Source organism: Caulobacter sp. FG121, from assembly GCF_057809815.1.
Map to the genome: position 1 here is coordinate 111,556 of NZ_JBMDKR010000004.1, position 14,886 is coordinate 126,441.

General features: G+C 67.0%; 20 protein-coding genes and 1 tRNA gene. 4 read left to right on the top strand and 17 right to left on the bottom strand.

The features are described from left to right. The first annotated feature begins 11 nt into the window (after positions 1-11). The 3 genes from ACODSL_RS12055 (at position 12) to ACODSL_RS12065 (ending at position 834) form a co-directional block, all read left to right on the top strand. Positions 12-260: a hypothetical protein gene (locus ACODSL_RS12055; protein WP_488900936.1), complete on the top strand. Its 249-nt coding sequence runs from the start codon at positions 12-14 to the stop codon at positions 258-260. A gap of 64 nt (positions 261-324) precedes the next feature. Then, positions 325-573 (top strand): GlsB/YeaQ/YmgE family stress response membrane protein, encoded by a 249-nt coding sequence (locus ACODSL_RS12060; RefSeq protein WP_488900937.1) that lies wholly within the window; start codon positions 325-327, stop codon positions 571-573. Between the two features lie 51 nt (positions 574-624). Further along, positions 625-834: a DUF2842 domain-containing protein gene (locus tag ACODSL_RS12065; protein WP_488900938.1), complete on the top strand. Its 210-nt coding sequence runs from the start codon at positions 625-627 to the stop codon at positions 832-834. A gap of 14 nt (positions 835-848) precedes the next feature. On the opposite strand, the gene ACODSL_RS12070 is transcribed toward ACODSL_RS12065, so the two are convergent. The 7 genes from ACODSL_RS12070 to ACODSL_RS12100 all read right to left on the bottom strand — a co-directional run bounded on the left by ACODSL_RS12070 (position 849) and on the right by ACODSL_RS12100 (position 5,019). After that, positions 849-925, bottom strand: a tRNA-Pro gene (locus tag ACODSL_RS12070). An 82-nt stretch (positions 926-1,007) separates the two neighbouring features. Then, positions 1,008-1,427 (bottom strand): MerR family transcriptional regulator, encoded by a 420-nt coding sequence (locus tag ACODSL_RS12075; protein WP_488900939.1) that lies wholly within the window; start codon positions 1,425-1,427, stop codon positions 1,008-1,010. Positions 1,428-1,435: 8 nt separating this feature from the next. Next, complete coding sequence (locus ACODSL_RS12080) at positions 1,436-1,738, bottom strand: integration host factor subunit alpha (RefSeq protein ID WP_488900940.1); 303 nt, start codon at positions 1,736-1,738, stop codon at positions 1,436-1,438. An 88-nt stretch (positions 1,739-1,826) separates the two neighbouring features. Then, on the bottom strand, positions 1,827-2,804 hold the full coding sequence (locus ACODSL_RS12085) for a beta-ketoacyl-ACP synthase III (RefSeq protein WP_488900941.1): 978 nt from the start codon (positions 2,802-2,804) through the stop codon (positions 1,827-1,829). Then, on the bottom strand, positions 2,801-3,865 hold the full coding sequence (gene plsX, locus ACODSL_RS12090; protein ID WP_488900942.1) for a phosphate acyltransferase PlsX: 1,065 nt from the start codon (positions 3,863-3,865) through the stop codon (positions 2,801-2,803). The genes ACODSL_RS12085 and plsX overlap by 4 nt, the downstream gene beginning before the upstream one ends. 96 nt (positions 3,866-3,961) lie before the next feature. Further along, positions 3,962-4,495, bottom strand: a complete 534-nt coding sequence (locus ACODSL_RS12095; RefSeq protein ID WP_488900943.1) for a YceD family protein — start codon at positions 4,493-4,495, stop codon at positions 3,962-3,964. After that, a complete protein-coding gene (locus ACODSL_RS12100) occupies positions 4,495-5,019 on the bottom strand; it encodes a ubiquinol-cytochrome C chaperone family protein (RefSeq protein WP_488900944.1) in 525 nt (174 codons plus the stop codon). Before ACODSL_RS12100 ends, ACODSL_RS12095 begins: the two co-directional genes overlap by 1 nt. 112 nt (positions 5,020-5,131) lie before the next feature. Here ACODSL_RS12100 and ACODSL_RS12105 point away from each other — a divergent pair, with 112 nt between their 5' ends. Then, positions 5,132-5,629: an outer membrane protein assembly factor BamE gene (locus ACODSL_RS12105; RefSeq protein WP_488900945.1), complete on the top strand. Its 498-nt coding sequence runs from the start codon at positions 5,132-5,134 to the stop codon at positions 5,627-5,629. Positions 5,630-5,743: 114 nt separating this feature from the next. Here the strand turns inward: ACODSL_RS12105 and ACODSL_RS12110 are convergent, their stop codons facing one another. The 10 genes from ACODSL_RS12110 to glyA all read right to left on the bottom strand — a co-directional run bounded on the left by ACODSL_RS12110 (position 5,744) and on the right by glyA (position 14,813). Further along, on the bottom strand, positions 5,744-7,900 hold the full coding sequence (locus tag ACODSL_RS12110) for a sodium-translocating pyrophosphatase (protein ID WP_488900946.1): 2,157 nt from the start codon (positions 7,898-7,900) through the stop codon (positions 5,744-5,746). Positions 7,901-8,084: 184 nt separating this feature from the next. Next, positions 8,085-8,513: a hypothetical protein gene (locus ACODSL_RS12115; RefSeq protein WP_488900947.1), complete on the bottom strand. Its 429-nt coding sequence runs from the start codon at positions 8,511-8,513 to the stop codon at positions 8,085-8,087. Between the two features lie 34 nt (positions 8,514-8,547). Next, positions 8,548-9,564: a thiamine-phosphate kinase gene (gene thiL, locus ACODSL_RS12120; RefSeq protein WP_488900948.1), complete on the bottom strand. Its 1,017-nt coding sequence runs from the start codon at positions 9,562-9,564 to the stop codon at positions 8,548-8,550. After that, complete coding sequence (gene nusB, locus ACODSL_RS12125; protein ID WP_488900949.1) at positions 9,473-10,003, bottom strand: transcription antitermination factor NusB; 531 nt, start codon at positions 10,001-10,003, stop codon at positions 9,473-9,475. The genes thiL and nusB overlap by 92 nt, the downstream gene beginning before the upstream one ends. Then, on the bottom strand, positions 10,000-10,461 hold the full coding sequence (ribH, locus tag ACODSL_RS12130) for a 6,7-dimethyl-8-ribityllumazine synthase (protein ID WP_488900950.1): 462 nt from the start codon (positions 10,459-10,461) through the stop codon (positions 10,000-10,002). Before ribH ends, nusB begins: the two co-directional genes overlap by 4 nt. A 3-nt stretch (positions 10,462-10,464) precedes the next feature. Next, positions 10,465-11,586, bottom strand: coding sequence for a 3,4-dihydroxy-2-butanone-4-phosphate synthase (ribB, locus tag ACODSL_RS12135; RefSeq protein WP_488900951.1), 1,122 nt, complete (start codon positions 11,584-11,586; stop codon positions 10,465-10,467). Between the two features lie 156 nt (positions 11,587-11,742). Continuing rightward, positions 11,743-12,333 (bottom strand): riboflavin synthase, encoded by a 591-nt coding sequence (locus tag ACODSL_RS12140; protein ID WP_488900952.1) that lies wholly within the window; start codon positions 12,331-12,333, stop codon positions 11,743-11,745. Next, on the bottom strand, positions 12,333-13,019 hold the full coding sequence (locus ACODSL_RS12145) for a RibD family protein (RefSeq protein ID WP_488900953.1): 687 nt from the start codon (positions 13,017-13,019) through the stop codon (positions 12,333-12,335). Before ACODSL_RS12145 ends, ACODSL_RS12140 begins: the two co-directional genes overlap by 1 nt. A 2-nt stretch (positions 13,020-13,021) precedes the next feature. Continuing rightward, entirely contained in the window at positions 13,022-13,492 is a 471-nt protein-coding gene (gene nrdR / locus ACODSL_RS12150) for a transcriptional regulator NrdR (protein ID WP_488900954.1), read from the bottom strand. 28 nt (positions 13,493-13,520) lie between these two features. Continuing rightward, positions 13,521-14,813, bottom strand: a complete 1,293-nt coding sequence (gene glyA, locus ACODSL_RS12155) for a serine hydroxymethyltransferase (protein ID WP_488900955.1) — start codon at positions 14,811-14,813, stop codon at positions 13,521-13,523. Positions 14,814-14,886 lie beyond the last annotated feature (73 nt).

The following is a 14,886-nucleotide window of genomic DNA, read 5'->3' on the forward strand; positions in this document are numbered from 1 at the left end:
ATGCTGCGGGCATGGGGACGCCAGGCCTGTTCATCGTTGCGGTAATCGGCCTGCTGGCGGGTACGCTGGGTCGAGCGCTGCTGCTTGGCCGCCCGTCCCGCTTCGCAGGCATGGCGGCGGGCCTGGCCGGGGCGATCGCGGGCCCACCCCTGGCCGGCGCGTTCGGCTACCCGGTCACGACCCTCTGGCAGGTCGCGATGACCTCCCTGGCCGGCGCCGTGCTCCTCCTTCCCTTCACGCTGCTGCTGCGTCGCCGCTGACGGAGCGGAACCTTGTTCGCCCGCACCGCATTTCAGGCGTCCGGGCTTTCAGGAGGAAACGGGCATGCACGGACTGAACTGGATCGTCATCATCATCGCCGGCATCTTCGCCGGCTGGATCGCCGAGCGGCTGATGAACCGCAATCACGGCATTCTGACCAACCTCATCGTCGGCCTGCTGGGCGCCTTCATCGGCAGCTGGCTCGCCGGCGCTTTGGGCTTTGCCTACACAGGCCTGCTCTCGAGCATCCTGGTCGCCGTCGTGGGCGCTGTGGTGTTGCTGTTCGTGCTGGGTCTCTTCAAACGCCGCTAGGTCTGGCATAGGTCCCCGGCGGCCGGCTCACCGGGCCGCCGGAGGTCCGCCATGAACCCGCGTCTCAGGAAGCTCGTCGGCATGCTGGGCATGCTCGTCTTCCTGTTTTTCTATGTGGTGCTCGCGATCACCATCGCCGGCCACCTGCCGAAACACCCGGCCGTGTCGCTTCTGTATTTCGCGGTCGTCGGCATCGCCTGGGGCGTGCCGCTGTTTCCCCTGATGTCCTGGATGAACCGGGAGCCGAAGCCCAGGGGCTGAGGCGAGGGAGAAGATGGTCGGAGCGACAGGATTCGAACCTGCGACCCCTTGACCCCCAGTCAAGTGCGCTACCAGGCTGCGCCACGCTCCGACATCTTCTCTCGGCGTTTCGCGAACGACGCGCCGTGGGGAGCGCCCTTATAGGGACCGGGTCCCGGCGCGGCAACTCGAATTCAGCGGCCTTTCAGCAACCCGTCGAGACGGGCCTTCACTGCTTCCAGATCGGCCAGGGCGAAGCTGAGCCTGTCGCGGGCTTCACCGCCGATTTCGACTGTTTCTTCAACGTGGAAGACTTCGCCGGCCGGATCGACAGGCGCAGCGCCTTCCTCACCGGCGGCGGCCAGTCGGCGGATGCCCTGGTCCTTGTGCAGCTTCTGCACGCCCTTGATAGTGTAGCCTTCGTCGTGCAGCAGCGCCCGCACGCCGCGCAGCACGGCGATGTCCTGGGGCCGGTAGAAGCGGCGACCGCCGGCCCGTTTCATCGGGCGTATGAACGAGAACTTGGTTTCCCAGAAGCGCAGCACATGCTGGGGCACGCCCAGCTCATCGGCTGCTTCCGAGATCGTGCGGAAGGCGTTGGGGCCCTTCGCCACCGGGGCCGTCAGTCGCTCAGCGCGCGGTCGATCCGCGCCTTCATGACCTGCGAGGCGCGGAAGCCGATGACCCGCCGGGGTTCGATCTCCGCCGGCTCACCGGTCTTGGGATTGCGGCCCATGCGGGCGCGCTTGGCCCGCACCTGAAACACGCCAAAGCCGGACAGTTTCACCGTTTCGCCGCGCTCAAGCGCTTCGGCGACCAGATCGAGCGTGCGCTCCACCAGTCCACCACAATCCTGACGCGTCAGCCCCACCTCTTCGTGGACGGCCTCCGTCAGTTCCGCACGTGTGAGGGTTTCGCCCTTCATGCCCCGCTCCCAGACCCTTGAGTCTATCGGTGCATGAGCCGATTGGTCCGTCAAGTCAAAGGGTTCCCGGCGGTTCCGGATTCCTGGACTACAGACGAATGACGCAGGCGCCCCAGGTCAGGCCGCCGCCCATGGCCTCGATGAGCAGCAGGTCGCCCTTCTTGATCCGGCCGTCCGCCATGCCCTGGGCCCAGGCCAGCGGGATCGAGGCGGCCGAGGTGTTGGCGTGGTCGGCGACGGTCTGGATGACCTTGTGCTCGTCGATGCCCAGGCGGTGAGCGACGCCCTTGAGGATGCGCTCATTGGCCTGGTGTGGAATGAACCAGTCCACGTCGGATACGGCGACGCCCGCCTGGGCGGCGGCGGCGACGACGGCTTCGGAGATATTGACCACCGCGTGCTTGAACACCTGGTTGCCCTGCATGCGGAGTTTGCCGACCGTGCCGGTCGTTGACGGGCCGCCGTCGACGTAGAGCAGGTCCTGCTTGGTCCCGTCGCAGCGCAGGGCGAAGCCGAGGAGGCCACGATCGTCCGTGGTCCCCTGCCCTTCGCCCGGCTCAAGCACGATGGCGCCCGCGCCGTCGCCGAACAGCACGCAGGTGCCGCGGTCGGTCCAGTCCATCAGGCGGGTCATGGTCTCGGCGCCGATAACCAGCGCGCATTTCGAATGGCCGCGGCCAACGAAGCCGTCCGCCACGGTCAGGGCATAGACGAAGCCCGAACAGACGGCCTGAACGTCAAAGGCGATGCCGACCGGACAGCCCAGCTTGCGCTGAACGATGGCCGCCGTGGCGGGAAAGGTGAGGTCCGGCGTGGTGGTGCCCAGCACGATCAGATCGACGTCGGCGGCGGTCTTCCCGGCCGCCGCCAGGGCGCGTCTGGCGGCTTCGACGGCGAGATCAGACACCGCTTGGTCTTCCGACGCCCGATGCCGTTGACGGATGCCGGTCCGCTCCCGGACCCATTCGTCGGACGTGTCGACGATCTTCGACAGATCGTCATTGCTCACGATCGTTTCGGGCAGATAACCGCCCACGCCGGTTACGACGCTACGCAGAACACTCACTCGACGGCTCCCCCGGCCGGAGCCGTGGCTGTGGATTCGGACAGGGTGGCGGTCAGACGCTGCATGTTGCGGTCGATCTCGCCGGCGAAGTCGCTACGGGCCAGGTCGGCGGCGACGCGGATCGCGCTGGCGAAGCTGCGGGCGTCGGCGCTGCCATGGCTCTTCACGACGATTCCGTTGAGCCCCAGAAGCGGGCCTCCGTTGACGGCGCCCGGATCCATCCGCTTGCGCATCCGGTTGAGCCCGGCTGAAGCGAACAGCGCGCCGAGAAGTTCCAGCGGACCCGAGGTGAAAGTCGCCTTCAGCTCGTTAGCGAAAAAGCGGGCCAGACCTTCGGCGGTCTTCAGGGCGATGTTGCCGGTGAAGCCGTCGGTGACGATTACATCGACGGTCCCCTTGGCGATGTCATTGCCCTCGACGAAGCCGCGATAGTCCAGATCGAACGTCGTCGCGCGCAGCAGGGCATTGGCGCCGCGCACTTCGTCGTGACCCTTTTCCTCTTCCGAGCCGACATTCAGAACGCCCACGGTCGGCCGGGCCGAGCCATGCACCGCGTGGTGGAACGCGGCGCCCATGATCGCGAACTCAACCAGCTGCTCGGCGTCGCATTCCACATTGGCGCCGACGTCCAGCACCGCGGTCACACCGTTCAGGGTCGGCCAGCTGGCGACAATCGCCGGACGAGAAACGCCCGCCGCCATGCGCAACACCAGCTTCGAGATGGCCATCAGGGCGCCGGTGTTACCGGCGGAGACGGCGGCTTTGGCCTCGCCAGCCTTTACCGACTCGATCGCGTTCCAGACGCTGGAGCCCTTGCCGCGGCGCATGGCCTGGGCGGGCTTCTCGTCCATCGAGATGGCCTTGTCGGTATGGCGCACCGTGCAGACCGCCTTCGCCGTCGGCAGGCGGGCCAGCTCGGCGTTGATTCGACTCTCGTCGCCATGCAGCAGGAACCGCAGGTCCGGGTTGGCCCGAGCGGCGATGTCGACGGCGGGAACGACGATGGCGGGGCCGTGATCGCCCCCCATGGCGTCAATGGAAATGACGATGTCTTGAGACAATGGCCGGTCGCGATTCCGTTGCGGGCCCCGGGTCGGGGCGAAGCCGCCGGAACTTACCCCCGCATGGCGGCGATGCAAGCCCGGCCTCCAAACGCCCTATTCGGGCGCGTCGTCCTTTTTCAGCAGCCGCAAGACGGCGAATGGCGACAGATCGGTGTCGTCCCGGGGCGGCAGGAACTCGGCGCCCGGCTTGCGGGGGAAGGGATCCAGCTCCAGAGCGAGGTGCTCGACGACGTAGCCGCCAAGATCGATATCCTCGCCCTCCAGCACATCGGGGGGATCATCCGCTTCGAGATCCAGTTCGATTTCCTCGACCGGATCCTGCGGAGCGTTGACGCTGCCGGGCGGCAGAACGCGAATGACGAAGTCCGCCTCGGCGGTTTCCTCGAACGGCTCGGCTGTCACGCTGCAGGTCTGGACGATGTCGGCCGTGAAGCTGCCGTCGATCTCCGCGCCATCCATCCAGGGGCGGATCGTCAGCTCAGCCTTCAGCGATTCGACGGAAACGATGCCCAGCAGTCGGGCGATCGCCTTTCGAGCCGTTTCATCGGCCTGAAGGGATCGTTTGACAGGTCCACGCCCGACTTCACCGAACCGGACGACCTCCCGCCAGGGCGAATCACCGATCATCACAGCGTCTCCCACGGGATATCGCCCGCCAGCAGGGCGTCGGTGGATTGCCGCGACAGGGCGTCGCGAGCGCGAAGGACATAGCCGGCGAGATCAGCGGCGGTGTCGCCCCTGCCCTCCAGCACGGTTCGGGTGACCAGGTCGATGAGGGCTGCGGTATCGGGCAGAACAGCGACCGCGTCTTCAAACGCCTTCAGCCGCCCGTAGAAGGCCTGTCCCAGGCTCTTTACGCGCTTGGCCACTGCCGTGTCGCCCACGCCCAGTTCGCGAAAGGCGTCATCGAGACCCTGAACATAGCGGTCAAACAGCATCTGGCGGGCGTCACCGGCCAGACCCGTTTCACCCTTGAGCCGCTCGACCAGCAGGATGACATGGAGGGTATAGAGCTCAAACCGCCCTTCCCGGGTGTCCGCGACCCCGCTCCGGGCGTAGAAATCAGGCCGACGCGCCTGCGCCGCGGCGGACGCATACAGCGCCTCACCAGCTGTTTTCGCAGGACCTGGCCGGAAAAGCCGCTGCAGCATCTTGGGTATCGCCTCGTTTTCGCCGCCGAGAGAGCCTAAAGCGGGCATTGAACTAAGCCCCCGCGGGCGATAGGTCAAAGAGCCGCGCCCAGAGCGCGTACCGGGAGCCGACATGTTTCGTAAAGCCGCCCTCGCCGCCGCCACCGCCCTCGTCCTCGCGACGACCGGCGGCTGCACGCCGATGACCAACTATTCCGGGTTCCAGGCGATCGAGGTCAATCCGGCCGACATCAAGTCTGGCGAGGACACCAAGTCGACGGTCCTGGGCAAGCTGGGCTCGCCCTCGGCGACTTCGACCTTTGATCCGAACATCTGGTTCTACATGAGCCAGGTCACGGACCGGGTGGCCTTCTACCAGCCCCGCGTGGCGGTGCGGAACGTGTATGCCATCACCTTCGACAAGAGCAGCGAGCAGGTCGTCGCGGTCAACGCCTTCACGCTGCGCGATGGGAAGGTGTTCGCCTACAACACCCGCGAAACGCCGACCCGCGGTCGGGAGCTGAGCATTCTTGAACAGCTCCTCGGCAACGTCGGTCGTGGCGGCATGCTGCCGCGCGATGATTCCGAGGGCCTCCCGGGCAGCCGACCGGGCGATCGCGGCGGCCAGTAGCCCCCTTCGAACCGACCTGCACAGTACGAAAACGCCCCGGAGATCGCTCTCCGGGGCGTCGTCATATCTGGAGCGTGACAGGCGGGGCGGATCGCAAGACCCGCCCCCGAAGTCCTAGCCGTGGGCCAGAACCGCCAGCAGCAGCAGGGCCACGATGTTCGCGATCTTGATCATCGGGTTCACGGCCGGGCCGGACGTGTCCTTGTAGGGGTCGCCGACGGTGTCGCCGGTCACGGCGGCCTTGTGGGCTTCAGAACCCTTGCCGTGCGTGACGCCGTCGCTGTCGGTGAAGCCTTCTTCGATCACCTTCTTGGCGTTGTCCCAGGCGCCGCCGCCCGAGGTCATCGAGATGGCGACGAACAGGCCGGTGACGATGACGCCCATGAGCATCGCGCCGAGGCTGGCGAAGGCGTTGATCTTGCCCGCGATCGCATTGATCACGAAGAACAGGACCACCGGCGAGGCGACCGGCAGCAGCGACGGGACGATCATTTCCCGGATCGCGGCCTTGGTCAGGATGTCCACGGCCTTGCCGTACTCGGGCTTCACTTCGCCGGTCATGATGCCGGGGTTTTCGCGGAACTGGCGACGAACCTCGACCACGACCGCCTGGGCGGCGCGACCGACGGCGGTCATCGACATGCCGCCGAACAGGAACGGCAGCAGGCCGCCGAACAGCAGGCCGACCACGACGTACGGGTTGGAGAGGTCGAAGGTGACCGCGCCGAGACCGTCGAAGAAGCCGCCCTTGCCGAGGCCTTCGGTGGTGAAGAACTTCAGGTCTTCGGTGTAGGCGGCGAACAGCACGAGCGCGCCGAGGCCGGCCGAACCGATGGCGTAACCCTTGGTGACGGCCTTGGTCGTGTTGCCCACGGCGTCGAGGGCGTCGGTGGTGACGCGCACTTCCGGGGGCAGACCCGCCATTTCAGCGATGCCGCCGGCGTTGTCCGTGACCGGGCCGAAGGCGTCGAGGGCGACGATGAAGCCGGCCAGCGACAGCATGGAGGTCACGGCGATGGCGATGCCGAACAGGCCGGCGAGGCCGTAGGTGACGATGATGCCGGCGATGATCACGATCGCCGGGGCCGCGCAGGCTTCCAGCGACATGGCCAGGCCCTGGATCACGTTGGTGCCGTGACCCGAGACCGAGGCTTGCGCCACCGACTTCACCGGACGGAAGCCCGTGCCGGTGTAGTATTCGGTGATGACCACGATCAGGGCCGTGATCACCAGGCCCGTCAGGCCGCAGTAGAACAGCTCCATCGCGCCATAGGTCTTTTCAACGCCACCGAAGGGCGTGAAGGCGATCGGGGCGGACACGAACATCGGGAACAGGAAGTACAGGGCGACCGCCGACAGAACGCCGGTGACGACCAGACCCTTGTACAGGGCGCCCATGATGTTCTGGCTCTTGCCCAGGCGCACGAAGAAGGCGCCGATGATCGAGGTGACGATGCCGACGGCGCAGATGGCCAGTGGCAGCAGCATCATGCTGGAGAGCAGTTCCGGCGAGTTGCGGAAGAAGATGGCGGCCAGAACCATGGTGGCGACCGTTGTCACCGCGTAGGTCTCGAACAGGTCGGCGGCCATGCCGGCGCAGTCGCCGACGTTATCGCCGACGTTGTCGGCGATGGTCGCGGCGTTTCGGGGGTCATCTTCCGGAATGCCGGCTTCAACCTTGCCGACCATGTCGCCGCCGACGTCGGCGCCCTTGGTGAAGATGCCGCCGCCCAGACGGGCGAAGATGGAGATCAGCGAGGCGCCGAAGCCCAGCGAGACCAGCGAGTCGATGACCGTGCGGTCGGTCGGGGCCAGGCCCACGTGCTTGGTCAGGATGGCGTAGTAGCCCGCGACGCCGATCAGGGCGAGGCCGGCCACCAGCATGCCGGTGATGGCGCCGGAGGTGAAGGCCACGTTCAGGCCCTTGGCGAGGCTCTCTGAAGAGGCCTGGGCGGTGCGGACGTTGGCTCGAACCGAGATCAGCATGCCGACGAAGCCGGCGCCCCCCGACAGGATCGCGCCGATGGCGAAGCCGACCGGCTGCTCCCAGCTCTTGAAGAACCAGGACAGGATCAGGATCACGACCACGCCGACGGCGCCGATCGTGGCGTACTGGCGGTTCAGATAGGCCTGAGCGCCTTCCTGAATAGCCGCCGCGATTTCCTGCATCCGGGCGTTGCCGGCAGGCTTGCGCAACAGCGCCATGGTCTGGAGCGCGCCGTATACGACGGCGGCCAGACCGGCGAGGTTCGCCAGAAGGAGAAAGTCCATGGTTCCAAGAGCCCCTTGTTGTAGCGCCGGGGGTTCCCGCGCGGCCGTTGGCCGACGGTCGGTGCCCCCGATTTGCTTTGAATAGACGCCGCCTGACGGCGCCCCCTTGCGAAAAAGACGCCCGTCTTTGCCAAATGCGGGCGGTCTAAGCAACCGCCTGTTCCGTTTGGGGAAACGCGTGAGCCTAGGCGGCAGGTCGCGGCAGGCGGCTGCGCTGCTTCGGCGTCTGCGAAATCAGGCTCACCGACAGCAGATTTCTCGCCGGCGTGATCAGCGCGGCTTCCCGCATTAGCGCCGCCTTCATCCGGACATCGTCGATGATCGTGTAGTCGCGGAGATTGGTGAAGGGCGTCCGATGGGCGGCCCGAACGAGCGCATCCCGGAACCACGGCTCGCGTTCGCGCAGCTTCGGCGCATCGGCCGTGGGGCTCAGATTGATGCGGATACGGCAGAAGACATAGTTGATCAGCCGGTTGTTGAGCACGATCGGCAAGGCCACCGGCGACAGGTCGATATACTGCCCGACGGCTTCCTTCTTTTCCGGCTCACTGGCGGCCGCGGCGCCGGCGACGGCGACAAGCGGCAAGACGGTCAGGAGATGGCGGCGGTTCATGCTCCCTTGTCGAACGGACGTGGTGAAAGGGCGGTTAACCGTGCTGCCAGCCGAGACGTTCGACGGCGACGGCCGCCCCCTTGAAGGTCGCGTGGACGCCATGGCCGGCCTCGAAGACACCGACGGCGGTGAAGCCCTCCGGCATCGCCGCGTCGGCCGGGAAAGCGCAGACGATTTCGTAGTCATCCCCGCCGGTCGCGAGCGACGCAAGGGCCGCCGCCGCATCGGCCTGGCCATTGAACCAGCGGGCCCCTGCGGCAGACACCGGCAGCCGTTCAAGGCAGATCTCTACCGAACAGCCGCTGGCTGTCGCGAGGTGGCCGGCGTCCGCCAGCAGACCATCGGAGATGTCCGCCGCGGCCCGCGCCTGGGCCCGGAGAACCCCGATCAGGTCCGTCCGGGGGCGAGGCAGACGATAGCGATCAGCCAGACCGACGTCGGCGATCTCACCCTTGGCTGCCTTCAGGCCCAGCCATCCATCACCGATCGGACCGGATACCGCGAGCACGTCACCCGGACGGGCGCCCCTGCGCAGCACCGCCCTGCCCTGCGGAACCCAGCCCAGCATCGTCGCCGTCACGGTCAACGGGCCGGGCGTTGAGGTCGTGTCGCCGCCGAGCAGCACCAGAGCCCAGGTTGCGCCGTCATCGCCGAGGCCTTTGGCGAACAGCTCGCGATCCGCCCAGGTCGTCCCGGCCGGCCAGCTGGTGGTCAGGAAATACCCCGAGGGGTCGGCGCCCTTGGCGGCGAGATCGGACAGATTCACCCGCAGCAGCTTGCGGGCCACCAGGTCGAGCGGGTCATCGGGCAGAAAATGGACGCCGGCGACCAGGACGTCCTTGGTGACCACCAGGTCGAACCCGGGCCGCGAGGGAATCACGGCGGCATCGTCGAGCAGATCGAGCGCTTCCGGCGCCCCCCGGGTGAGGGGTCTCAGAAGCCGCGCGATCCAGTCGAACTCATCCCCGGGCATCGCGGGCGATGCCGTCGAGCGCGCCATTGACGAAGCCGGGCTCGGGACCTTCGAAGAAGGACTTGGTGATCTCGACATACTCGTCGATGGCGACCTCGACCGGCACATCCGGCCGATGCATCAGCTCCCAGCTGCCGGCGCGCAGGATCGCCCGCAGGGTCGCGTCGATCCGCTCCAGCCGCCAGCCGGTGGCGAGGCGGTGAGTGATCGCCGAATCAATCGCCGCCTGGGCGCCGACCACGCCGTGAACCAGTTCGGAGAAAAAGGCCTCGTCCGCCTCGGCGAGGGTCTCGCCCTCGATGTCGCCGTCAAAGCGATGATCGACGAACTCGCGCACGACCGCGTCGACCCCGGCTCCGGCCAGTTCCATCTGGTACAGGGCCTGGACGGCGGCCAGCCGTCCTACGGTGCGGGCGCGACGGGCCCGGGCGCTCAACGGCGCGACCTTGCCCTCCGTCGCGGCCACCAGGCGATCATAGGCTTCGCGCAGGCTGGCGGGCTTGCTGTCGCCGCTCATTGGCCCAGGCCCAGACTGTTCTTGATGCTCAGGACCTCGAGGCAGGCGCGCGCCGCGCCGCCGCCCTTGTCGCCCTCGGACACGCGGGCGCGGGCCCAGGCCTGCTCCTCGTCCTCGACGGTCAGGATGCCGTTGCCGATCGCGAGGCCATGCCGGACGGCCAGGTCCATGAGGCCACGCGACGATTCGTTCGACACGATCTCGAAGTGGTAGGTCTCACCACGGATCACGCAGCCCAACGCGACATAGCCGTCATAGGGACGACCCGTGGGACGACGGCCCGCTTCTTCGGCGAGCGCGATCACGGCCGGAATCTCCAGCGCGCCCGGCACGGTGATCACGTCATACTCCGCTCCGATCGCCGTAATGGCGTCGGCCGCGCCCCGCAGGAGTTCGTCGGACAGTTCCGAATAGAACCGGCCTTCCACGATCAGGATGCGGACCTTGTCAGCGGACATGCGTTACTCCTTGGGCGTCGCGATGGGCTGGCGCCCGACGATCCTGAGCCCGTAGCCTTCGAGGGCGGCGGGTTTGAAGGGACTGGAGGTTAGCAGGACCATTTCCCGCACCCCCAGGTCCAGCAGGATTTGCGCCCCCACGCCGTAATCGCGGATGGCGTTGCTTCGGTACTGGCTCCCCGCCGCATACTCTCCGCCGTAGCGTTCGGAAAGCCAGGCCGGGTTCGGATCGCGGATGAACACGACCACACCGGGGCCGTCATGGTCGCCGATCGCCTGCATGGCGGCCGGCACATAGTCGCGGCGGGCGCCGACGAAACCCAGCATGTCGGCGGCGAGATCGACCTGGTGCATCCGCACCAGCGTGGGCTTGTCGGCCTCGATCCGGCCCTTCACGAGGGCGACGTGCTCGCAGCGGTCAATGGTGTTGCGATAGACGATCATGCGGAAGTCTCCGCCATGAACGCTGGTGAACGGCGTCTCGAGCGCCCGCTCGACCTGCCGCTCGGTGCGGCGACGATAGGCGATCAGGTCGGCGATGGTGCCAATCTTCAGCCCGTGCAACTGGGCGAAGGAGACCAGATCCGGGAGGCGGGCCATCGTCCCGTCGTCCTTCATGATCTCGCAGATCACCCCGGCGGGGTTCAGTCCGGCCAAGCGGGAAATGTCGATCGCCGCCTCGGTATGACCGGCGCGGACCAGCACGCCGCCGTCGCGCGCGACCAGCGGGAAGACGTGGCCCGGCGAAACGATGTCATCAGGCCCCTTGGTCGGGTCGATCGCCACGGCCACGGTATGAGAGCGGTCGTGGGCCGAGATGCCGGTGGTGACGCCTTCCTTCGCCTCGATCGAGACGGTGAAGGCCGTCGTCATGCTCTCGCGGTTCTCGGCGGCCATCGGCGGCAGGCGAAGCTGACGCGCCCGCTCGTGGGTGATGCTGAGGCAGATCAGCCCGCGCGCGTGGCGGGCCATGAAGTTGATCTGGTCGGGCGTGGCGAACTGGGCGGGGATGATCACATCCCCCTCGTTCTCGCGGTCCTCGGCGTCGACCAGGATATAGGGCCGCCCGTTGCGGGCATCCTCGATGATGTCCTCGATCGGCGAGATGGGTGAATCGTCAGACATCGAACACATACCCCAACATCGTCATGGCCCGGCTTGTCCGGGCCACCCAAGCCTGACCTGCCGGCCGAAAATTCTCGGCGGCGATGCCGTGCGAGCTCTGAATCACGGCGTTCTTGGGTGGCCCGGACGAGCCGGGCCATGACGGAGAAAATAGCATCACGCGGTCTCCTGCCACCGGGCGAGGTACCGCGCCAGCATGTCGATCTCGAGGTTGACCCGCGTACCGACTGTCAGGCGGCCCAGGGTGGTCACGTCCCAGGTGTGGGGGATGATGTTCAGGCCGAAGACATCGCCCTCGACCTCGTTGACCGTCAGGCTGACGCCTTCGACAGTTATCGAGCCCTTGGGGGCGATCAGGCGATGCAGCGGCTTCGGCGCGCGGATGCGCAGGCGATGAGAGCCGCCTTCGGGCGTGATCGAAAGCACTTCGCCAAGACCGTCGACGTGACCGGAGACGATATGGCCGCCCATCTCGTCGCCGAGCCTTGCGGCCCGCTCCAGATTGACCGGCGCGCCCTCGGCCCACTGATCCAGCGTGGTCATCGACAGGGTCTCGGCCGAGACCTCGACGGCGAACCAGCCCTCGCCCTTCTCGACCACGGTCAGGCAGCAGCCGGCGTGTGAGATCGACGCGCCCAGATCGACTGTCGACAGGTCGTAGGCCGTCTCGATCTCGAATCGGCGGTCACGGTTGGTCTCGCGCACGCTGCGGACCCGGCCGACGTCGGTGACTATTCCGGTAAACATCAGGCCTTCCCGTATCGCTCCCACAGGTCGTCGCCGACCGTCTCGACGGCCAGCCGCCTGAAACGTGGGGCGGCGGCCAGATCTTTCAACACGAAGGCGCCGATCGCCGGTCGCCCCTCGTCACCCAGGATGATCGGCGCCCGGAACCACTCGATCTGGTCGACCAGACCCGCGCTCAGGAAACTCGCCGCGACCTGACCGCCGCCTTCGATCATCAGGTTCATCGTCATCCCCGCGCCGGCACCCGGGAACCGATCCTCGAGCCGCCGCTGAAAATCCGCCTGCAGGGCTTCCAGAACCGCCTTCGGCTCGGGCCGCCCCTCAGATTGAGCCACTTGAATCACGGTGACCCCCGCGTCAGTCAAACGGTTGTTTGGATTCTCGATGGTGATGACCACGGTCGGCAGTCGCTCTGCCTCGCGCACCAGCTTCGACGTCAAGGGCAAGCGCTGACGGCTGTCGAGCACCACCCGCACCGGCTGGAACCCGACAAATCCCGGAAGCCGGACCGTCAGCTCGGGATCATCCGCGATCGCCGTCTCGACACCGACGAGGATCGCCTGGTGCAGGGCGCGCAGACGATGGACCTCTTCGCGCGCCCTTGGACCGGTAATCCAGCGACTTTCGCCTGACGCCGTGGCGATGCGGCCGTCGAGCGACGTGGCCAGCTTGAGCGTGACGCCCAACGTCAGTCCTCGTCGAGGTCGTCGGACAGGCCCTCGGCGCTGAGGAACTGGGCGAAGTCGTCGGTGTGGCGGAAGTCGCGGTAGACCGAGGCGTAGCGGACGTAGGCCACGTCATCGAGGGCCTTGAGCGACTTCATCACCATCTCGCCGACCACGGACGAGGCCAGTTCGGTCTCTCCCATGCTTTCCAGCTGGCGGACGATGCCATTGATCAGCCGGTCGACGCGCTCGGCGTCGATCTGGCGCTTGCGCAGCGGCAGCGCCACGGACCGGGCCAGCTTCTCGCGGTCGAACGGCGTACGCCGGCCGGACCGCTTCACGATCGTGAGCTCGCGCAGCTGGACGCGCTCGAAGGTGGTGAAGCGACCGCCGCATTCAGGGCAGAGTCGACGCCGTCGGATCGCCGCGCCGTCTTCCGACGGGCGGCTGTCCTTCACCTGGCTTTCCAAATGGCCACAGAACGGACAGCGCATGTAGGGCCCCTCCCGGCGGCCATCCCTATTAGTTGTAGATAGGGAACCGCGCCGTCAACGCCAGCACCTGTTCACGGACCTTCGCTTCAACCGCAGCATTGCCCTCAGGGCCGTTGGCGGACAGGCCGTCGACGACCTCGCCGATCCAGCGGCCGATCTGGCGGAACTCCGCCTCGCCGAAGCCGCGGGTCGTGCCGGCCGGTGTGCCCAGCCGTACGCCGGACGTCACGGTGAATGACGCCGTGTCGAACGGAATGCCGTTCTTGTTGCAGGTGATGTTGGCCCGCTCGAGCGAGGCTTCGGTGTCCCGGCCCGTGACGCCCTTGGGCCGCAGATCGACCAGCATCACGTGGCTGTCGGTGCCGCCGGAGACGATGTTGACGCCACAGGCCATCAGGGTGTCGGCCAAGGCCTTGGCGTTGGTCACGACCTGGGCGGCGTAGGCCTTGAAGTCCGGCTGCAGCGCCTCGCCGAAGGCGACGGCCTTGGCGGCGATGACATGCTCCAGGGGGCCGCCCTGCAGGCCGGGGAAGACCGCCGAGTTGATCTTCTTGGCGATGGCCTCGTCGTTGGTCAGGATCAGACCGCCGCGTGGCCCGCGGAGCGTCTTGTGGGTTGTCGTGGTTACGACATGGGCGTGCGGCACCGGGTTGGGGTAGACGCCGCCGGCGACCAGGCCGGCGTAGTGGGCCATGTCGACCATCAGCAGCGCGCCGACGCTGTCGGCGATCTCCCGGAAACGCTTGAAGTCGATCGCACGGCCATAGGCCGAGCCGCCGGCGATGATCAGCTTGGGCCGCTCGCGCTCGGCGACTTCGGCGACGTTGTCATAGTCGATGTACTGGTCCTGCTGGCGCACGGTGTAGGCCACCGGCTTGAACCACTTGCCGGACTGGTTGGCCGGGCTGCCGTGGGTCAGGTGACCGCCGGCGGCGAGATCCATGCCCATGAAGGTGTCGCCCGGCGTCAGCAGCGCCATGAACACCGCCTGGTTGGCCTGGGCGCCCGAGTGCGGCTGGACGTTGGCGTAGCCGGCGCCGAACAGCTCCTTGGCCCGCTCGATGGCCAGGGTCTCCAGCACGTCGACGTATTCGCAGCCGCCGTAGTAGCGCTTGCCCGGGTAACCCTCGGCGTACTTGTTGGTCAGGATAGAGCCCTGGGCCTCCAGCACCGCCCTGCTGACGATGTTTTCCGAGGCGATCAGCTCGATCTGGTTCTGCTGTCGCTTCAGCTCGTGGGCAATGGCCTCGGCGATCGCCGGATCGGCCGTGGCGAGGTCAGCGCCGAAGAAGGCGGGACGGATGGTCGTGGAGGCGTTCATGGGCTTACTCCCGGCTGCGGCGCTGGCGCGCCCTCTTTAGCGATCATGTCGCGGCGATCAATCGGAACCCGGC